A 19512-nucleotide genomic window follows, 5' to 3' on the forward strand; every position below is an offset into this window, starting at 1 on the left:
TCAAAATAGATTTTAATGGTTCTTTTATTTTTATAATTTAGTAAAATAAATAGTCAACTTTTTCAAGGACTAGACATTATTTCAATGTTTTAAGATGCTGAATCAGGTTCAGCAGGACGAGTTACTCATTAATCTTCTACAATCTCACTGTTAATGCTCACTTCATCTTTTACATCTTCTTTAAAGTAGTTTTTCTGAAAGATGAGGATCAGGATCACTCCGATTGAAATGGCTGCATCTGCGAGGTTAAAAACAGGTCTGAAGAAAATAAATTCCTCGCCTCCCCAAATCGGAATCCAGCTAGGGAAATGCCCCTGCGCCAATGGAAAATAGAACATATCTACTACATTTCCATGAAGAAAGGAAGCATAACCTTTTGAGGAGAATTTGGCAAGACCATCATATCGGGTATAATCATTAAATGAGGCATTATAAGTCATCCCTTTATCGAAGATTGCACCATAAAATACACAATCGATAATATTTCCCAATGCGCCAACAAAAATCAGCGATACGTTTAGTATTAATCCCCTGTGGTACTTTTTCTTGATCAGATAATGTAAGCCATAACCAATTCCACCGACGGCGATAATTCTAAATAAGGACAATGCCAGCTTACCAAACTCACCGCCAAATTCCATTCCAAATGCCATTCCAGGGTTTTCTGTGAAATGCAGGCCAGATTTTCCAAAAAACAGAATTTCATCGCCAATCTGCATATGGGTTTTGACCCAGATTTTAAGTGCCTGGTCGGCCAGTAAAACTAAAAAGATAACAATTAGAGGTTTGGTATAGCCTTTCATTAACTCTGCTTTAATTTAGCTTCCATGCTTAATGTTGCATGCGGTACCGCACGTAAACGTTCTTTTTGGATTAATTTTCCGGTTTCGCGGCAAATACCATAAGTTTTGTTCTCGATACGCACCAATGCATTCTCCAGGTTATCAATAAATTTTTTCTGACGGGCAGCCAATTGATTGATCTGCTCTTTTTCCATTGTTGCAGAACCGTCTTCTAATGTTTTGTAAGCACCTGAAGTATCTTCTGTTCCGTTTGCGTTTGGATTACTCAAAGAAGTGGTTAAAGAGTTAAGTTCCTCTTTAGCCATGCGTAATTTATCTTGAATTAATTCTTTAAATTCTTGTAATTCACTGTCTGAGTAGCGTGTTTTGTTGCTGTTTTCCATGTTCGTTTTCTAATTTTCTAATATATGGATTTATATTTTAGTTACTGAAATGCTTAACTCAACATCGTCGATAACGATTTTGTTTGCATTATTTACAGTATCTGTTAATTCAAATTCGTCGGCTAATATTTCCGCGCAAATGTAATCCTTGTTTTTAGCAACTGCGCTGGCCACCAAGTTATCATTTTGTAACGAAACTTTAATCCTATCGGTTACCTCAAAGTTTAATTCTTTTCGTAAATTTTGGATGCGGTTAACCAGTTCGCGCGAAATCCCTTCTTGCTTTAACTCTTCAGAGATGGTAACATCCAAAGCCACGGTTAAGTTACCCAGGTTGGTTACCTGCCATCCCGGAATATCTTCAGCAAAAACTTCTACATCATCATTTAAATCGATCGCATGCTGAATGTTGTTGCTGCCGAAAACGTTAATGTAACCATCAAGTTCTAAACGCTGGATATCATCCTGATTCATGTTCTCTAAAGCTTCTTTCACAATACTCATATCCTTGCCCACTTTTTTACCCAACGATTTAAAGTTAGGCTTCAGTTTTTTCTTTACGATGCCATGTGTATCGGTAATGAATTCGATATGTTTTACATTCGTTTCAGAAAGGATATAATCGGCAACCTTTGAGATTTTTTGTTCGAAATCGCGATTTAAAGAAGGGATTAAGATTTTTTCTAAAGGCTGACGTACATTAATGCTCGATTTTTTACGCAACGATAAAACCATTGAAGAGATATCCTGGGCATAAACCATTCTTTCGTTTAGTGCATTGTCGATTAAACTTTGATCAGCTTCTTTCCACAAGGTTAAGTGAACCGATTCTTCTGCATAAGCATCCGTTACGGTTAAGTTTCTGTACAACCAATCGGCAAAGAATGGTGCAACCGGACTCATCAACTGCGCCAAGGTTTCTAAACAGGTATAAAGTGTTTCGTAAGCGGCACGTTTATCATCAGTCATTTCGCCTTTCCAGAAACGGCGACGACTTAACCTGATGTACCAGTTACTCAAATGCTCATCAACAAAGGTTTGGATGGCACGTGTAGCTTTAGTTGGCTCATAAGTATTGTAGCTTTCATCAACTTCGCTGATTAAATTCTGCAACAACGATAAAATCCAGCGGTCTAATTCCGTTCTGTCTTCAACTTTGCTTAAATTATTTTTGTCGATCTCAAATTTATCGATATTTGCATATAGGGCAAAGAAAGCATAAGTGTTGTAAAGTGTTCCGAAGAATTTACGGCGCACCTCATCTAAGCCCTCTAAACTAAATTTAAGGTTATCCCATGGCGATGCATTGCTGATCATGTACCAACGGGTAGCGTCGGCACTGTAAGTTTCGATGGTGCTGAAAGGATCAACTGCATTGCCTAAACGTTTAGACATTTTGTTGCCGTTTTTATCCAATACCAATCCGTTCGAAACGACGTTTTTAAAAGCTACACCAGGGTTGCCCACTTTAGCATTTACGGCTTTAATTTCATCACTGGCCTCGCTAAGCATTACGGCAATAGCGTGCAGGGTAAAGAACCAGCCACGGGTCTGATCAACACCCTCTGCAATAAAATCGGCAGCATAAGCATTTTCAAACTCCTCTTTATTCTCAAAAGGGAAGTGCCATTGTGCATAAGGCATGGCACCGCTATCGAACCAAACATCAATCAGATCGGTTTCGCGGGTCATTTTTTCACCTTTTGATGAAGTTAAAATCACGTCATCAACATAAGGGCGATGCATATCTTTCAATTCGAAACCTGCAGGCATAAACCCCGCTTCGATCGATTTTGCAATCTCTGCATTCAGGTCAGCGATAGAGCCGATACATTTTTCTTCCGTTCCATCGGCAGTACGCCAGATCGGTAATGGAGTTCCCCAATAACGTGAACGCGATAAATTCCAATCCACCAGGTTCTCTAACCAGTTGCCAAAACGGCCTATTCCTGTCGATTCAGGTTTCCAGTTGATGGTTTTATTCAATTCCACCATTTTATTTTTAACCGCAGTAGTTTTGATAAACCAGCTGTCTAACGGATAATATAAAACCGGTTTGTCTGTTCTCCAGCAATGTGGATAGGTGTGTACGTATTTTTCAACCTTAAAGGCCTTGTTCTCTTCTTTTAACTGGATGGCCAATTCAACATCAACAGATTTATCTGGTGCTTCGCCATCTTTATAATATTCGTTTTTAACGTATTTGCCACCATAATTACCACCTAAAGAAGCGATAAATTTCCCCTGTAAATCAACCAAAGGAACTGCATTCCCTTTATCATCCAAAACCAGCATTGGTGGTACTTCTGGTGTAGCCAATTTGGCGACTCTTGCATCATCGGCACCAAATGTTGGCGCAGTGTGTACGATACCTGTACCATCTTCGGTAGTTACAAAGTCTCCCGATATTACCCTAAAGGCATTTTCCGGATTTTGGTAAGGAAGCGCATAAGGTAATAATTGTTCATACTTAATGCCAACCAGGTCTGCACCAACAAACTCCCCTAAAATGGTATAAGGGATTTTCTTGTCTTCCGCTTTAAAATTGTTTAAATCTTCGTCACTTTCCGCTAAAAAGTATTTGCCTGCAAACTGTTTGCCTACAAGTGCTTTGGCTAAAATAACCTGGATCGGCTCAAAAGTATATTGATTAAAAGTTTTAACCAATACGTAATCTATTTTTGGTCCTACGGTTAATGCCGTATTACTTGGCAAAGTCCAGGGGGTAGTTGTCCAGGCTAAAAAGTGAACTGTACCAAATATTTTTAAGGCATCAGGTAAAGTTTCATTAATGGCTTTAAACTGCGCAACAATCGTGGTATCGCTTACATCTTTATAGGTGCCCGGCTGGTTTAACTCGTGCGAGCTTAAACCTGTTCCTGCAGCAGGAGAATAGGGTTGAACCGTATAACCTTTATATAAAAATCCTTTGTCGTAAAGTTGTTTTAAGATCCACCACAGCGTTTCGATGTATTCGTTTTCGTAAGTGATGTAAGGATTTTCCAGATCAACCCAATAACCCATTTTCTCGGTAAGGTCGTTCCAAACATCCGTATAGCGCATCACTTCAGTACGGCAGGCCGCATTATATTCATCAACACTGATTTTCTTGCCGATATCTTCTTTGGTAATACCCAGTTTTTTCTCAACAGCAAGCTCAATCGGAAGACCATGCGTATCCCAACCACCTTTACGTTTAACCTGGTAGCCCTTTAAAGTTTTATAGCGGCAAAAAATATCCTTAATTGCACGCGCCATTACGTGGTGGATTCCCGGCATGCCATTGGCAGACGGTGGTCCTTCGTAAAAAGTAAACGGATTAGATTTAGGGCGGGAAGAAATACTTTTTTCAAAGATATTTTCCTTTTTCCAAAAATCCAGTATTTCTTGCCCTATTTTGGCAAGTTCCAATTGTTTAAATTCGCTATACATCAATCAAGTACCTCAAAAAATTAAGGTTGCAAAGTTAACAGAATTGACTGAATTTTGGTAGTTTTGATGTAAATACTTTTAACGTGAAATTATTTAATATCGGGCTTACACTGATGATTGTTGCCGTAATTGCCTTGCCAATTGTTGCGGTAATAAATCCGTCAGACCGGGATTTTGTACTTTATGCTTTTTATTTCTGTGGCTTGCTCGAACTAATTGGGCTTATTTTTGTTTTAATCCATATTGTAACACTAAAAAGAAAGAACCCATGATCAAGCTCTTAAAATTGCAGAAGGCCGTTTTCGTACTCATCGCTGGCGTACTTTCTTTTGTCGCCTATAAAATTTTAGATGCTTACGAAGTAAAAGGAAGTATCTATTTTCAAATGTTGGCGGGCGTACTCATCATTATTGGTGCGTTGTGGCTGTTATATCCAATTTTATTTGCCAAAAAAGATAACGATGGCAATGCCGAAATCATTACCGACCCAACGGTTGAGGTTCCGGTAGATGAGGAGGAGAAAAAACCTGCAACTGAATAAAACCTCACCCTTATTGCCTTGGGTTTAAACCCAAGGCAATAAAAAAATAAAAATCCACGTAGGGGTAAATCTCTTATGAGTTGTATTAGCTCTAAATTAACAAATAGAGATACTATGATTCCTGCATTAATTATTTGGCTCTGCAAGAAATATCTTGCTCCAAAAACCTACAAAACCTTCTCATCCAAAAGTCCGATCAATCCGAAAAGCGTTGCTTCGCTACTTTTTCTCATCTGTTCGTTTTCATCGGCGTTTGCACAGCAAAGCAAATTTAATATCAAGCGCAATGGTGAAGTAATTGGTCAGCTGTATTTACAGCAAAAAGATGAGGGTGATAATGTTTATCTAAAAATAACTTCGAAAGTACAAACCCGTTTCGTTTTTAAAATCGATGTAGAAACGGAAGATGTAGCGCATTTTAAAAATGGAAAGTTGCTCACTTCAAATGTAAACAGAGTAGTAAATGGTAATGCCAAAGAGGCTAAGAAAACAAGCTGGATCAATAATGTTTATCAGCTCAGAACAGGTGATAAAATCAGCACGATAAACCAGCCAATCAGTTATAATATGATGCTTTTATACATCAAAGAGCCCGTAAATATTCCCGAAATATATTCTGATAATTTTCAATGTTTTATCCCCATTCAAAAAAGTGGGGCACATCAGTACAGGATTAATCTTCCCGATGGAAATTATAATGATTACCACTTCGAAAATGGAATATGTAAACTGGTTGTGGTAAATCATTCATTGTACACCATTAGGATGGAAAGGGTTTAACATGGAAACAGTAGCAAATAAATACCTGAGGGTTTTGGTTACAGGGGCATCAGGCTTTATCGGCCGGAAATTAAGTTTTGCATTGGCAGAGATGGGTTACGATGTAGTGGCCCTCTGTAGAGATGTGAATCATCCCTTTCTTATCCGGCACCGCAATATTCAGTTTGTTAGAGGTGATGTGTTAGATCCTGAAAGTTTAGAAAATGCCATGAAAGATTGTTACCAGGTTTACCATACTGCTGCGATGGCCAAAATGTGGTGCAGGAACGAACAGGATTTTTATGATGTTAATGTAACCGGGACTAGAAATGTACTCAATTGCGCATTAAAACTGGGTGTAGAAAAGGTTGTGCATACTTCAACCTGCGGCGTATGGGGACCGACATTAAATTTGCCGGTTTCGGAGAACGACCCAAGGGCTGTTGGCTTTCCGATCAGTTACGAACGCACAAAATACCTGGCTGAATTAGAAGTTAAGGAATTTGTAAAAAAAGGGCTGGAAGTGGTGATTGTAAACCCATCAAGGGTATATGGCGATGGGCCGATTACCGATAGCAATACGGTGAGTAAAATGGTCACTGGTTATCTAAAGGGTACCTGGCATTTTATTCCAGGCGATGGAAAAGCAATTGCCAACTATGCTTTTGTAGATGACGTAGTAGATGGGCATATTGCAGCCATGCAGCATGGCAGGAATGGTGAACGGTATATTTTGGGTGGCGTTGACGTGTCATTTAACGGGTTCTTCAGTACCTTAAGACAAATCACGGGCAAAAAAAGAAGTCTGTATAAAATTCCGGTGAATATCATTAAAGCTTACAGTGTGCTGGAATCTTTAAAATCGCGGCTTTTTAATCTTAGCCCGTTTTTCCTGCCTGAGTTTGCCGATAGGTTGAAATGCAACCAGCAATATTCGAGCAATAAAGCCATTGCCGAACTGAATTATAGGATAACACCTTTTGCTGTAGGACTATGGAAAACTGTGAACCATTTTCAAAGTAATTAATTAAACCATCGTCCTCGTTTGCAACGAGGACGATTGAGGTTCACATTTGTAATATAGTGCTAAGGCTCGAAAGTCGATGCAATCGACATTCACGTACGTCCTCGTTACAAACGAGGACGATATATAAAATAAAAAGATAACCGCTATAAACGGATATAAAATGAAACATTTAACAGTATTGATTACGGGTGCAAGTGAAGGTTTGGGTAAATCTTTTGCCATCGAATCGGCCAAACGCGGGCTAGGTTTGGTGTTGGTTTCGCTGCCGAATAGTGGATTGGAACATTTAGCGAATTACCTTCGAGTAAACTTTAACAGCAAGGTATGCTGTATTGAAATAGATTTAACCAAAAGTACTTCCGCCAGCGAAATATTTGAGAAGCTAAAAGCGCATAAAATCGAGGTTAATGTTTTGATCAATAATGCGGGTTTAGGGAACTGGAGTTGGTTTGAAGATAAAAATGTCGATTTTTATAGAACACAGATCGACCTTAACATTACCAATACGGTGTTACTTACACGGTTATTTTTAAATCATATTGATAAAAGTAGGGCCAGCTATATTTTAAATGTGGGCAGTTTAGGAGGGCATTTTATTGTTCCGAAAAAGCAGGTGTACGGCGCAACCAAATCTTTTATCGGTTATTTTACCCGTTGTTTGCAACTCGAATTGAGCGGTACAAATGTGCATATCAGTTTACTTAGTCCGGGCGGCATAAACACTAAACCAGAATTATTGGTGATGAACAATGAGCTGAAAGGTTTTGCAAAAGCCACTATTTTAGAGGCCGATTATGTTGCCAAAACAGCAATAGATGGGATGTTGAAAGGGAAGAAAGAAATCATACCAGGTTTTGCCAACCGCTTTTTAATGATGTTGGATAAAATTATGCCAGGCTTTTTAAAAGAAATTATAATTAGGCGTAAATTGAAATCGATTTTAACAACTTAGATTTTAAACCGAATCTGTGAGGTTTTTAAAACTTTGCAGATTTAGCTTTATGGAAAGTAACGATACCCATCTGATCGGATTAATTAAAAGCGGCAATAAGCAGGCTTTCGACGAAGTGTTTTTAAAACATTTCAAGAGTTTGCATGCCTATGCTTTTACCATAATTAAAGAAAAAGATGATGCCGAAGAAATTGTTCAGAATGTGTTTGTACGCATCTGGACAAAAAGAGAGCAACTTAAAACAGATGGGTTTTTGAAATCATTTCTCTATCGTTCAGTACACAACGAAAGTCTGAATTACCTGAAACATCAAAAAGTGAGATCGAATTTTAACATTCATTATGCCGATGCAGTGAAAAACGATACAGGGAATTTAAATACAGAGATCATGGCAACAGAACTGGAAAAGAATATCCATTCGGCAATAAACGAGCTGCCCGAAAAATGCAGAAATGTGTTTCAGTTGAGCAGGTTCGACCAGATGAAATATCAGGAAATTGCCGATGCACTAAATATTTCGATCAAAACGGTAGAAAACCAGATGGGAAAGGCGCTAAAAATTTTACGCCTTAGGGTGGTCGATTTCCTGATCCTCATTTTTATTTTATTGAAATAAGCTTATGGATAAAAACTATACACATATTAACGATGATTTGCTGGCAAAATACTTGCTTGGAGAGGCTACTGTGCCCGAAAGTGAGCAGGTTGAAGCATGGGCGGCATCAAATCCTGATCACCTTAAACAATTAGAAGATTTCAGGACAATACTGGAGAAAAGTAAACTGCAGATTGATCCCGAAATTGATGAACACCAGGCTTTAGAAAGGTTGAATATCCGTTTACAGCGTGAGAAAAAAACGTTCAGCTATAAATTCGTTTTACGTTGGGTAGCCATTGTCGCAATTGTTTTGAGTGCGGGTTTATTCTTTTACAATAATTTAATTGGCCATAAAATAAATGTAAATAGCGGCGAAAGCACTTTAACACAAACACTTCCTGATGGTTCTACAGCAATCCTGAATAAACAATCTGAACTTTCTTTTGTAGGGGGATTTTTTAATAAAACCCGTAATGTTAAACTAAAGGGTGAAGCCTTTTTTAAAGTCAGCGCCAATAAGTCGAAACCATTTATTATTAGTGTTAATGATGTGCTGGTCACAGTTGTAGGCACGGCATTTAATGTGAAAAGTGATGGGGCAGCCGTTGTGGTAATTGTAGAAAGTGGGATCGTTAAGGTAAACAACCGAAATGATAGTGTGCGTTTAACTGCCGGCGAAAAAGTAGAAGTGAGTCAAAATCAAGGCCATTTATCAAAGGGAGAAAATCAGGGCAAGTTGTACAATTACTATTATACAAACGAACTGGTTTGCGATGGAACACCGCTTCGCGATCTAGTCGAAGTGCTTAATGAAAAATTTAAATCCAATATTGTTATCGTAAATCCCGCATTAAAGGCACTCCCAATCAGCACAACCTTTAAAAACGAATCGCTTAAAGAAATCCTGAATGTAATCGCTGAAACTTTTAAAATAAGGGTAGAGTATGGGCAGGATGTGATCAAACTTAAATAAGAACCAATGCGTACGCTCAAAATTACTGTTCTTTTTCTCTTTATTTTCTGTTCATTAGTACGTGCCCAGTCGAATTTATCCAGAAACATCAGTCTCAATATCGATCAACAAAAATTAAGTTCTGTATTGGCGATGATAGAAAAGAAAGGCGGTTTTAGGTTTTCTTATAACAGCAATATATTGCCGGTTGACAGCTTGATTAGTATCCACGAAAATAACCTGAATATTGCCGAAACACTGGATAAAATATTAAACCATAGGTTCGAATATCGTCAATCGGGTAATTTTGTAATTATCAGGTATGCACCGCTCGAATTGCTTTTATTGGTGAATGAATCAGTGGGTAGCCCCGAGCTTTATACCATTACAGGCCAGATAGTAGACAAACGGACCAATAAACCTATTCAAGACGCCAGTATTTATGAACGAAACCTGTTGGTTTCCGAAATATCGGATGGAAATGGTTATTTTTCCATGCGGTTAAAAAATATCACGCAACCCATATCATTAACCGTAAGCAAGGAGAACTATAAATCTACAGTTACCCATTTCCTGGCAGAGGTGAACATTACCAATAGAAAGGAGAATCCAGCAGAAAGATTTATCAGCGGAAATTTAGATGATGTAGAAAAAACCTGGCTGGGGAATACACTGGTTACGGCGCAACAAAAAATCCAGTCGATTAATATCGGTGGTTTTATTTCAAAGGCTCCCTTTCAATTTTCAATTATTCCGGGTTTAAACTCTCATGGTTCGTTGAGTGGGCAGGTGGTGAACAAATTTTCGCTTAATGTTATAGGGGCTTATAGCGCAGGAGTAGATGGAGGTGAAATTGGTTTTATTTTTAATATTAATAAAAGTAATGTACGGTATTTTCAGTTTGGAGGAGCATTTAATTTAGTTGGTGGAAACGTTAAGGGTGTTCAGATTGCAGGTTTATTTAACGATGTAAAGGGCGGTGCCGAAGCGCTACAAGTTGCAACTGGATTTAATCGTATTGGCAAAAACTTTAGAGGGGTTCAAGTTGGTGGCATTGGCAACTCGATTAAAAACAATTTTAATGGCGCACAGTTTTCTGCTGGTATTAATGTAATAGGCGATACTTTAAAAGGTATACAGGTTGGTGCTTTTAACCTGGTTGACAAAGAGACAAAAGGTGTGCAAATAGGAGTTGGCGGGAACATTGTGAACGGTAGAACCAGTGGGATACAGATTGGCGGTATTGCCAATATCAACCATGAAACCAGTGGATTAAATCTTGCTGTACTCGCCAATTTTACTTCACAAACTGCGAGCGGATTTCAGGTTGGAGCGATTAATTATGCCAAAAACTTAAAAGGCATTCAACTTGGGATACTAAATGTTTCGAATGAAAATGACGGCTATTCAATCGGACTCATCAATGTTGCATTAAAAGGTTATCATAAATTTAGTTTCAGCACCAATGAAAGTACAACTTATAATGTGGCATATAAAGGTGGAAGTAATCGTTTATACAATATGCTGATCTTTGGTATGAACAAAAAATCTTCTGAAAAAGCATATACCGGCGGCTTGGGTTTTGGCAAGGAAATCAGATTGTTTGGAAGTGTTTCCCTAAATCCTGAAATAAGTTCTCAGTATGTATATCAAGGCAGTTGGGATTACCTCAACCTGCTGAATAAATTTGAGCTGCCGATAAACATCTGGTTAAATAAATGGCTGGCCATACAAGGCGGTCCATCGGTTAATATTTATTACACTAAACAAAACACCAGGATCGGTGGATTTGGTTTATTGCAGGAAAAACATCAAGATTTCTCTTTTAACAATTCGAGATATACCGGTTGGTTGGGGTGGAATGTAGGGTTGGTCATTTTATAAAAATAGCCTTGAAAAGACCTATAAGGTTTTTAAAACCTTATAGGTCTAAATCTATGAACCCCTCTTTTTGATGAAAGGCTATAAACTCTTCAATTCCGCCGAACCAATCAAAAACAGCATTTCGCTCAAGTTTTGAATTTTTATTGATCGAAATTATTGTGTTGTAAGAAGAATAATCCCATTCCGATGCTGATTTGCAAAAGCCATGATGCACTGGGTTTTGGTGTATGTACTTAATTAACCTAGAGAAATAAAATTCATCCTTGATTTCTTTTCTTCGCGTGAAGTCTAAAAATAAAGCGCCTTTTCTATTATGTTGTTTGTTGAATGCTTTGGCATAACTATTTAAAAAATTGCTGAGTTGTTGCATAATAAATTTATGGAAATCAAATTCACCATCATCATTTTTTGACAGCAGTCTGATTGCCTTTTCATCCCTCACCTGTATTAATACATGAAAATGATTAGGCATTAAACAGTAGCTAAATGTTTTAGCGATAGGAGATATGTATTTATCATATCTACTTAAGAAAAAGATAAAATTATCATGCTTTCTAAAAAGATTCTCATCTCCTACAGCGTGATTATAGATATGGTAAAAATTGTCGGGATGAAATTTGTCGAAATATTTCATGGCAATTTTTTTATAAATATAAGAATCCTATAAGGCTTTTAAAATCTTATAGGATTTAATCTATACTGCCAACCCCTAACTGCTTAATGGTCAAACTCACCTGCATTCCTGGCTGATTCTTCATCAGATACCAGTTTCCTTACTTTCTTTTTATCTAACCACAATACCAGTGCTGGCAATAAAGTTAAATTGAAAATTAAGGCGACCAATAAGGTGATGGATAGGAGTAAGCCTAGTACTACCGTTCCTCCGAAAGTAGAAGCCGTAAAAATTCCGAAGCCAAAGAATAAAATTAAAGCAATGTGGGTCATGCTCACACCTGTTTCGGTAATGGTATCGGTAATCACTTTCGGTACGCTGAAATTGGTCAGGTTTAATTCCTGCTGATAACGCGTTAAGAAATAAATGGTCTGATCGGAAGCTAAACCAAAGGCAATGGTGAAAATTAATATGGTAGAAGGTTTTAGGGAAATTCCAAAATAACCCATAATCCCCGCGGTAATAATTAAAGGAACAATGTTGGGCAACAGCGAAATAAACATAATACCCAAACTCTTAAATTGGGCAAGCCTTAAAAGAGAAATCAATACGATGGCAAGTGCAATACTTTCAACCAAATGCCTTAACATATAATCGGTTCCTTTAGAAAAAATAATGCTCGATCCGGTCAGTTCTACATCAAACTTAGATGGAGGCAAAATACTATCGATACGCGGTTTTAACTCGAGCATAATTGCATCCAAACGTTTGGAGCCAACGTCAGCCATTTGAAAACTGATCCTTGTACTCTGGTTTCCCTTGCTGATGAAGTTGGTTAACAGACTTGCATTTCCCTTGCCGCCGTTGGCAATGTATGCCAGAATAAAATTCTTTTCTAAATTATCCGGTAAACGGAAAAAGGTAGAGTCATTATTGTAGAAGGCCTGTGTAGCATATTTCAGACCCATATTTACCGAAATAGAACGCGAAAATTCAGGATAGGAAGAAATCATTTTTTCCAGTTTCTCCATTCTTTTCAGGTTGGTTAAATTGAAAACACCATTCTTTTTCTTGGTATCAACACTAACTTCCAGCGGTAAAATGCCTTCAAAATTTTTCTCAAAGAATTTTAAATCTGTTAAAATCTCTGAATTTTTAGGCAGGTCATCAACCACGTAGCCATTCACATTAATTTTCATTACCCCAATAAAGGCAATGATGGAGATAATAATTGTTCCGATATAAATCAAGCCACTTTTGTGTTGAACAAGCGTATCGGTTTTAACCAGTAACTTGTGTAAAAATCCTTCCTCAACATGTGTTTGTGCTTTAAGTTTTGGTGCTGGTAAGTAGCTAAAGATAATCGGGATTAAACATAAACACATTAACCAGGTAACCATTACATTAATGGAGGCCACGCTGCCAAATTGCATCAAAAGTTCACTTCCGGTAAAGTACAACACGCCAAATCCGATAGCTGCAGTAATATTCGCAATTAGCGTGGTAATGGCAATTCTTTCTATGGTTACGCTTAAGGCACGCTGTTTATCGCCGTCTTTTCTAAGTTCATTTTGGTATTTATTCAACAATAAAATACTGTTAGGGATACCAATAATTACAATAAGCGGTGGAATTAGCCCTGTTAAAATGGTCAGTTCAAAACCAAATAACACCAATGTGCCGATACTCCAGATTACACCCATCACCACTACTAAAATAGGGAAGAACACCGCGTAGAATTTCTTGAAGAAAAACAATAAAATTAGTGCAGAAACCAGGATCGATAAACCTAAAAACAGTACAAATTCGTTACTGACCAGTTTACTTACCGCGGTGCGAATATAAGGCAGGCCTGAAATATGCACCTGAATTTTTGTTGCTGTTTGAAAAGCTTTTGCCTTAGCCTCAATTTCTTTTAAGATAGGATTACGTTCGGCAGTGTTTAATATTTTCGTGTCGAAAGTGATGGCCATTAAAGTTGCATTCTGACGGTTGTAAACCAGTCCTTCGAAAAAAGGATTGCTATAAATGGTATTCTTGATCGAATCCATCTCGGCATCGGTTTTAATCAAACCACCAGGTAGCGGCTTTAAAACAAATTTTTGGTTCACCGTATCCTTTTCCAGTTGAAAAATCCTTCCTGATGATAAAACCTGCTTAATACCTTTTAATTTCTGGATATCGTTAGAAAGCTGAACCCATTGGTTGTACACTTCTTTTTTAAAAATATCAGGCGATTGTATACCTACCACCATCACACTTCCGTCTTCGCCGAAGGTCTTTTTAAAAGCATTATATTTTACGAATGCGCTATCGGTAACAGGCAGGATTTTGCTCCCGGTGTAGGAGAGTTTTACATTTTTGGCCTGATAAGCCATAAAAATTGTTCCTAATACGAAAAATACGATGATTGCGATACGGTTCTGAAGAATAAATCTCGATAGCTTAACCCACATGTGTAGCTTAGTTTTTAATAATAATATAACGGCAAAACTAATCTTATTTGTAAAACGTGATTACTTTTTGCACAATTAAATTTGCACAAATAACATACTTTTGAAAAAATTGTTTTAATCGCATGTTGCACAAAGTTAGAGGCATTGTTTTAAAGACGACAAACTACAGCGAAAGTAGTGTGGTGGTGCAGGTGCTTACCGATAAATTTGGCATGCAGTCTTACCTCATTAATGGTGTTAAAAAACCAAAAGCAAAGATTAAAATGAACATGCTGCAATCGCTCCATTTGCTGGATATGGTGGTTTATCATAAAACAAATACCAATATTCAAAGGGTATCGGAAGTTCGGCAAACACCGGTTTTTAAAAGCATTCCTTACGATATGATTAAAACAAGTATCGTTATTTTTTTAAATGAGGTATTGTATAAAAGCATCAGGCAACAATCGGCCGATGAGAGTTTATTCGATTATATTTTTAATTCGATTGCCTGGTTTGATGAAATTGAAGAGATTAATCCCAATTTCCACTTGTCATTTTTGTTAAAACTCACCCGTTTTTTAGGTTTTTCGCCCAACGAGAAAAGAAGAAACGACCAGATTTATTTCGATTTACAGGAAGGTGAATTTACTTCCAGGTTACCTATTCACTCCAATTACCTCCAGTTGGAAGATGCCCTTGGATTTATTTCCCTTTTTCATACACCGCTCGAAAAAATTTCTGAAATAAAAATGAGCAATGCACAGCGGCGTTTTTTGTTAGATAAGATATTGGTTTTCTATACCTTACATACAGCGTCGTTCGGGGTGGTACAATCGCATAAAATCCTCGAAACTTTGTTAAGTTGAAAAAAAAGAAAAAAAGATTTGCAGAACAGTTTTATAGCGCTATATTTGCATTCCCAAACGGAGGATGGGGCATTAAGTTTGAAAATATAAAAAGGGAAATTAGCTCAGCTGGTTCAGAGCACCTCGTTTACACCGAGGGGGTCGGGGGTTCGAACCCCTCATTTCCCACTTAAGTCCTTCAGTTTTACTGAAGGACTTTTTTTGTTTTAAGATTAGCTTCATTGAGCATTACATGGTTACCGCATAAGCGAGAATGATGTCAACTAGAGATTTAGCTAGGCTCCCATAACTCAATCTTATTGCCTTCTCCATCCATAATATGGATAAATTTCCCATAATCGTAAGTGGTAATCTCATCAAGTATGGTTACGCCGTTTTCTTTAAGTTTCTCAACAAGGCCTTCAATATGCTGTACGCGATAGTTAATCATGAAATCCTTTTTAGACGGCGAAAAATATTCATCTCCTTTTTTGAAAGGGCTCCATTGAAGTGATTCGATCTCCTCAGGATTATTGAGACTTCTGGACTCAAAACTCGTGGTACCCCAGGCACTCATTTCAAATCCTAAATTTTTAGCATACCAATCTTTCGTTTCCTGCGGATTATCGGAAAAAAAGAAAATGCCGCCAATACCTGTCACCTTTGGTGTGGTATCAGCAGCTGAAGTTAAGTTGTCTTTTTGTTCTTCCATATTATTTTTTTTCTAGTTGGCTGATTGCAAGTACTGTTGCAACCGATATCATTATTGCTGGTGTTTTTTATTGATTTCAAGATAGCAGAAAATCAATTCTTCCCAAGTATATTTTTCTCCACACAAACGATTGATTATAAGTTCAAGCGGAACGTAATTCATGTTTTAATTCGACTTATTGAACCGTTTAAATCAGGCTAACAACCCTGCAGAATAACCCGATTCAGGTTATGCGCTACTTGTAGTATTAATACTTCTTTACTTCAGTTATTTAGTTGATTTTACGGGGAATGTAAGTGCTTTAAACACAAACGTTTGCGTAATGTTTTGTCGAAGATTATGGTTGAAATGCTCAATTGCTACATTAAATTAGAGAAAGCAAGCCGCTGCTATAAGTCCCTGTTTGATACATCATTACTAACCATAAATCTCAACCAAATCAATGAAAAAGTCTATCAAATCAATTTCAAGCCTGGCAATATTAGGGTTTGTATTATTTACCAGTTCTTGCAAAAAGCAGGAAAATTTAGCGGGTGCAGATGATGCATCTTTAAATCAAAATGAAAAGCTTGGTCTTGTAGGTACCCAGTCGCTAGGCGGTACATCATTAACGGTTTCGATGGGGGGAAATGCTTATGTAACCACATTGGCATCTGGAGGAGTAGAAACGGTAACTTCAACAAAACTGGCAAACTGGACGAATGCCAACAGTATTTTTAGCTCTTATTTCAGGATCGGAAATACAGGTGCATTAACGGTAGCCGTAAAAGCATCAGTACCGAGTGGTACAAGTGTTTTAAAAATTACCATAAATGGAACGCCGTTTAATGTAACGGCAACAGGTACAGCAAATACCACTTATACCGTTGGTACAGTAAACATTACTACTCCCGGTTATGTAACTGTTCAGTTTCAGGGCGTAAGTAAAACAGGTTCGTATTTTGCTGATGTTTCAGATCTTGTGATCAGTGGAGCAGCCGTGGCATCGAATGTGTATTATGCGAACGATCCTGCTAATTATTATTGGTCTAGAAGAGGCCCTTCAGTTCACCTGGGTTTTTCAACGCCGGCCAATACAGAGTGGTTTTATAGTGAAATTACTGTTCCAACCGGAGAAGATAAAATTGGAAGTTATTACATGGCCAATGGTTTTAGTGGTGGCTATTTCGGAATGCAGGTTAACTCGGCAACAGAACGCAGGATGCTTTTTTCGGTATGGAACCCTACTGGTGGAACCACAACCTGGACCAGAAAAGGCACTAATGTTGTGGCGACTAATTTTACAGGAGAGGGTGAAGGCGGGCAGTCTTACCTGATTTATAATTGGGTTGCTGGAAATACCTATAAGTTTTTAACACAGGCCAAGCCAGATGGATTGGGAAATACCATTTATTCTTCGTGGTTTTATGCACCAGAACTAGGTACCTGGTCGTTCATGGCTTCATGGAAAAAACCAAATACCAATAGCTATTTAACAGGATTATATTCTTTCTTAGAAAACTTTAATGATAAAAACGGTTATCTGGGCAGAAGAGCCGATTACAATAACCAATGGATCCGCAATACTGCTGGTACCTGGACAGAGATTACTACAGCCAATTTTACAGTTGATGCCACAGGTACCAATCAACAAAGGATGGATTTTGCAGGTGGTGTATCGGGCGGTAAATTTTATTTGCGAAATGGTGGGTTTTTTGCCAATTACGTTACGCCGAACCAGTCATTTACCAGAACAGCTACAGGTACAGCGCCAACGGTTAACTTAACCACGCTTCCATAGCTTCCAATAAATACCTTAAGCACAAAGTAGGTTGATGTATACTGCTTTGTGCTTTATTAATCTTTATAATTATTTACCTTATTCAATTATATATCCGAAATTGCCTGCCGATAAACAGTGGCAAATGTTCGGTAAAATTATCAGGTTCATTTTTTATGGAAACTACTTCGTGGGCATTCTGGCTGTTGCGCTCACGCTCGAAGCAACCTTCCAATTAAGGCTGCCGCTTAATTCATTAAATTACTACCTGTTGCTTTTTCTGGCACCAACTATCTATTATACCTACGCTTACAATAAGGTTTCTACCAAACCATCTACAACCAATCCCCGCAATCAGTGGTATTTCAAGCATAAGCGGTTTATCAACTGGAGTCAGGCTGTGCTTTTTATTATTTGCATGCTGCTGGCCATCAACCTGCTCTACCAAAACTTTCAGCATATCCTGGCTTTGCCATTTAGTTATTGGGTGGCCATATTGATCATCATCACCGCAGGAGGATTATACTATGGTTTGTTGCCCAGATCTTTTCTCCAATTTAACCTGCGTAATACTGGCTGGTTAAAAGCTTTTGTAATCGGTTTTGTGTGGGCCTGCTGTGCCAATGTATTGCCGTTAATTATGCTTAAAATTGAAACAGGGGTTGGTTACCATGATTCTGTACTTTGGACCTGGTTATTTATTAAAAATTGGATGTTTTGCACGGTAAATGCAATCATTTTTGACATTAAAGATTACCCAACCGATGCCAATAAACATTTAAGAACATTTGTAGTGCGTTACGGTCTGCGCAGAACAATTTTCAGTATCCTGATTCCATTGCTGATTATTGGCTTAATTTCTTTGGGCATATTTGCGCGTTACAAAGGTTTCGGATTGCCGCAGGTTTTATTTAATGTGCTGCCTTTTATCCTCACGATTTACGTGGCCTATTCCATGCACAGAAGAAAAAATATTCTTTATTATTTGATGGTAATTGATGGACTCATTTTGTTTAAAGCGATATGCGGAATAATCGGAATGCAGTTTGTACGATAGGGGTTAATGGTTTAAATCGGTTAAGGGGTTAATCGGTGTTATGTCAATTAACCAATTTCAACAATTAAACAGTTAACCAATGAACAACAACTACGATAAATTAGCAAACCATTACGATACTTTAAGTCGTTTGGTGTTTTTTAAATCGCAGGTGAATTCGCAGATCAATCAACTTCAATATATTCAGGAGAATAGCCATGTATTAATTGTAGGCGGTGGTACCGGGTGGATTTTGGAGGAACTGGCGAAGGTTTACACCAACGGGTTAAAGATTGTTTACGTAGAAATATCTGCCAAAATGATTGCGCTTTCTCAAAAACGAAACTATAAAGACAATCAGGTCACATTCGTAAACCTTGGTATCGAGGATTTTAAAACTGATGTCTTATTTGATGTAATTTTAACACCTTTTTTATTTGATAATTTTGCGGAGCAACGGGCTGTAAAAGTATTCAGGCAGTTACATGACTATTTAAAGAAAGAGGGATTATGGTTTCTGGTCGATTTTTCATTCAACAAAATCAATGGAAACTGGTGGAAATGGCTGCTGCTCAAATCCATGTACAGCTTTTTTAGATTGTTAGGTATTGTAGAAGCGGATGAGCTTATCAATATGAATCCATATTTTTTCAAAGCCAGTTATCTGATTGTGGAAGAACGACTCTATTATGGCGGTTTTATCAAGGCAACCATCTTCAGAAAATAAAATGACATTAATTTAATGCAATAATGTTGCATTTGTGTATTCGTTTTGGAT

18 protein-coding genes and 1 tRNA gene are annotated in these 19512 nt (G+C 37.8%); 13 read left to right on the forward strand and 6 right to left on the reverse strand.

Translation table 11 applies throughout. The features are described from left to right. Positions 1-128 precede the first annotated feature (128 nt). The 3 genes from AC07YT_RS20020 to ileS are packed head-to-tail and all read right to left on the reverse strand — an operon-like array spanning position 129 to position 4618. Positions 129-803 (reverse strand): lipoprotein signal peptidase, encoded by a 675-nt coding sequence (locus AC07YT_RS20020; protein WP_086547836.1) that lies wholly within the window; start codon positions 801-803, stop codon positions 129-131. Further along, positions 803-1186 carry a TraR/DksA family transcriptional regulator gene (locus AC07YT_RS20025; protein ID WP_025144123.1) on the reverse strand — a complete coding sequence of 128 codons (384 nt, stop codon included), beginning with the start codon at positions 1184-1186 and terminating at the stop codon, positions 803-805. Before AC07YT_RS20025 ends, AC07YT_RS20020 begins: the two co-directional genes overlap by 1 nt. 30 nt (positions 1187-1216) lie before the next feature. Continuing rightward, on the reverse strand, positions 1217-4618 hold the full coding sequence (gene ileS / locus AC07YT_RS20030; RefSeq protein ID WP_086547835.1) for an isoleucine--tRNA ligase: 3402 nt from the start codon (positions 4616-4618) through the stop codon (positions 1217-1219). 83 nt (positions 4619-4701) lie between these two features. On the opposite strand from ileS, the gene AC07YT_RS20035 reads away from it, so the two are divergent. The 8 genes from AC07YT_RS20035 to AC07YT_RS20070 all read left to right on the forward strand — a co-directional run bounded on the left by AC07YT_RS20035 (position 4702) and on the right by AC07YT_RS20070 (position 11331). Then, positions 4702-4890 carry a hypothetical protein gene (locus AC07YT_RS20035; protein ID WP_131031924.1) on the forward strand — a complete coding sequence of 63 codons (189 nt, stop codon included), beginning with the start codon at positions 4702-4704 and terminating at the stop codon, positions 4888-4890. Beyond that, entirely contained in the window at positions 4887-5159 is a 273-nt protein-coding gene (locus AC07YT_RS20040; RefSeq protein WP_478359342.1) for an isoleucyl-tRNA synthetase, read from the forward strand. Before AC07YT_RS20035 ends, AC07YT_RS20040 begins: the two co-directional genes overlap by 4 nt. A 114-nt stretch (positions 5160-5273) precedes the next feature. Continuing rightward, on the forward strand, positions 5274-5939 hold the full coding sequence (locus AC07YT_RS20045; protein WP_086547834.1) for a DUF6134 family protein: 666 nt from the start codon (positions 5274-5276) through the stop codon (positions 5937-5939). A 1-nt stretch (position 5940) separates the two neighbouring features. After that, positions 5941-6945: an NAD-dependent epimerase/dehydratase family protein gene (locus tag AC07YT_RS20050; RefSeq protein ID WP_086547833.1), complete on the forward strand. Its 1005-nt coding sequence runs from the start codon at positions 5941-5943 to the stop codon at positions 6943-6945. A 160-nt stretch (positions 6946-7105) separates the two neighbouring features. Then, entirely contained in the window at positions 7106-7897 is a 792-nt protein-coding gene (locus AC07YT_RS20055) for an SDR family NAD(P)-dependent oxidoreductase (RefSeq protein ID WP_086547832.1), read from the forward strand. A gap of 49 nt (positions 7898-7946) precedes the next feature. Beyond that, positions 7947-8513 (forward strand): RNA polymerase sigma-70 factor, encoded by a 567-nt coding sequence (locus AC07YT_RS20060; RefSeq protein ID WP_086547831.1) that lies wholly within the window; start codon positions 7947-7949, stop codon positions 8511-8513. A gap of 4 nt (positions 8514-8517) precedes the next feature. Further along, positions 8518-9468, forward strand: a complete 951-nt coding sequence (locus AC07YT_RS20065; RefSeq protein ID WP_086547830.1) for a FecR family protein — start codon at positions 8518-8520, stop codon at positions 9466-9468. A 6-nt stretch (positions 9469-9474) separates the two neighbouring features. Then, positions 9475-11331 carry an STN and carboxypeptidase regulatory-like domain-containing protein gene (locus AC07YT_RS20070; RefSeq protein WP_086547829.1) on the forward strand — a complete coding sequence of 619 codons (1857 nt, stop codon included), beginning with the start codon at positions 9475-9477 and terminating at the stop codon, positions 11329-11331. A 37-nt stretch (positions 11332-11368) separates the two neighbouring features. On the opposite strand, the gene AC07YT_RS20075 is transcribed toward AC07YT_RS20070, so the two are convergent. Together AC07YT_RS20075 and AC07YT_RS20080 are read right to left on the reverse strand one after the other, a co-directional pair. Continuing rightward, positions 11369-11965 (reverse strand): hypothetical protein, encoded by a 597-nt coding sequence (locus AC07YT_RS20075; protein WP_086547828.1) that lies wholly within the window; start codon positions 11963-11965, stop codon positions 11369-11371. A gap of 83 nt (positions 11966-12048) precedes the next feature. Then, complete coding sequence (locus AC07YT_RS20080) at positions 12049-14400, reverse strand: efflux RND transporter permease subunit (RefSeq protein ID WP_494945494.1); 2352 nt, start codon at positions 14398-14400, stop codon at positions 12049-12051. 122 nt (positions 14401-14522) lie between these two features. Here AC07YT_RS20080 and recO point away from each other — a divergent pair, with 122 nt between their 5' ends. Next, on the forward strand, positions 14523-15248 hold the full coding sequence (gene recO / locus AC07YT_RS20085) for a DNA repair protein RecO (RefSeq protein ID WP_086547827.1): 726 nt from the start codon (positions 14523-14525) through the stop codon (positions 15246-15248). A 93-nt stretch (positions 15249-15341) separates the two neighbouring features. Continuing rightward, positions 15342-15416, forward strand: a tRNA-Val gene (locus tag AC07YT_RS20090). A gap of 103 nt (positions 15417-15519) precedes the next feature. On the opposite strand, the gene AC07YT_RS20095 is transcribed toward AC07YT_RS20090, so the two are convergent. Beyond that, the gene (locus tag AC07YT_RS20095; protein ID WP_086547826.1) at positions 15520-15939 is read right to left on the reverse strand and encodes a VOC family protein; all 420 of its coding nucleotides are present in this window, start codon (positions 15937-15939) and stop codon (positions 15520-15522) included. A 442-nt stretch (positions 15940-16381) separates the two neighbouring features. On the opposite strand from AC07YT_RS20095, the gene AC07YT_RS20100 reads away from it, so the two are divergent. The 3 genes from AC07YT_RS20100 to AC07YT_RS20110 all read left to right on the forward strand — a co-directional run bounded on the left by AC07YT_RS20100 (position 16382) and on the right by AC07YT_RS20110 (position 19461). Continuing rightward, complete coding sequence (locus AC07YT_RS20100) at positions 16382-17719, forward strand: DUF3472 domain-containing protein (protein ID WP_086547825.1); 1338 nt, start codon at positions 16382-16384, stop codon at positions 17717-17719. A gap of 124 nt (positions 17720-17843) precedes the next feature. Beyond that, on the forward strand, positions 17844-18755 hold the full coding sequence (locus AC07YT_RS20105; protein ID WP_086549422.1) for a UbiA prenyltransferase family protein: 912 nt from the start codon (positions 17844-17846) through the stop codon (positions 18753-18755). 79 nt (positions 18756-18834) lie between these two features. Then, positions 18835-19461: a class I SAM-dependent methyltransferase gene (locus AC07YT_RS20110; protein WP_086547824.1), complete on the forward strand. Its 627-nt coding sequence runs from the start codon at positions 18835-18837 to the stop codon at positions 19459-19461. The last annotated feature ends 51 nt before the right edge of the window (positions 19462-19512 follow it).

The organism is Pedobacter sp. GW460-11-11-14-TSB4 (genome assembly GCF_059423705.1).

Coding starts and splice junctions, on each gene's coding strand:
- AC07YT_RS20020 (WP_086547836.1), bottom strand. CDS start 803: ATGAAAGGCTATACCAAACCTCTAATTGTTATCTTTTTAGTTTTACTG.
- AC07YT_RS20025 (WP_025144123.1), bottom strand. CDS start 1,186: ATGGAAAACAGCAACAAAACACGCTACTCAGACAGTGAATTACAAGAA.
- ileS (WP_086547835.1), bottom strand. CDS start 4,618: ATGTATAGCGAATTTAAACAATTGGAACTTGCCAAAATAGGGCAAGAA.
- AC07YT_RS20040 (WP_478359342.1), top strand. CDS start 4,887: ATGATCAAGCTCTTAAAATTGCAGAAGGCCGTTTTCGTACTCATCGCT.
- AC07YT_RS20045 (WP_086547834.1), top strand. CDS start 5,274: ATGATTCCTGCATTAATTATTTGGCTCTGCAAGAAATATCTTGCTCCA.
- AC07YT_RS20050 (WP_086547833.1), top strand. CDS start 5,941: ATGGAAACAGTAGCAAATAAATACCTGAGGGTTTTGGTTACAGGGGCA.
- AC07YT_RS20055 (WP_086547832.1), top strand. CDS start 7,106: ATGAAACATTTAACAGTATTGATTACGGGTGCAAGTGAAGGTTTGGGT.
- AC07YT_RS20060 (WP_086547831.1), top strand. CDS start 7,947: ATGGAAAGTAACGATACCCATCTGATCGGATTAATTAAAAGCGGCAAT.
- AC07YT_RS20065 (WP_086547830.1), top strand. CDS start 8,518: ATGGATAAAAACTATACACATATTAACGATGATTTGCTGGCAAAATAC.
- AC07YT_RS20070 (WP_086547829.1), top strand. CDS start 9,475: ATGCGTACGCTCAAAATTACTGTTCTTTTTCTCTTTATTTTCTGTTCA.
- AC07YT_RS20075 (WP_086547828.1), bottom strand. CDS start 11,965: ATGAAATATTTCGACAAATTTCATCCCGACAATTTTTACCATATCTAT.
- AC07YT_RS20080 (WP_494945494.1), bottom strand. CDS start 14,400: ATGTGGGTTAAGCTATCGAGATTTATTCTTCAGAACCGTATCGCAATC.
- recO (WP_086547827.1), top strand. CDS start 14,523: ATGTTGCACAAAGTTAGAGGCATTGTTTTAAAGACGACAAACTACAGC.
- AC07YT_RS20095 (WP_086547826.1), bottom strand. CDS start 15,939: ATGGAAGAACAAAAAGACAACTTAACTTCAGCTGCTGATACCACACCA.
- AC07YT_RS20100 (WP_086547825.1), top strand. CDS start 16,382: ATGAAAAAGTCTATCAAATCAATTTCAAGCCTGGCAATATTAGGGTTT.
- AC07YT_RS20105 (WP_086549422.1), top strand. CDS start 17,844: ATGTTCGGTAAAATTATCAGGTTCATTTTTTATGGAAACTACTTCGTG.
- AC07YT_RS20110 (WP_086547824.1), top strand. CDS start 18,835: ATGAACAACAACTACGATAAATTAGCAAACCATTACGATACTTTAAGT.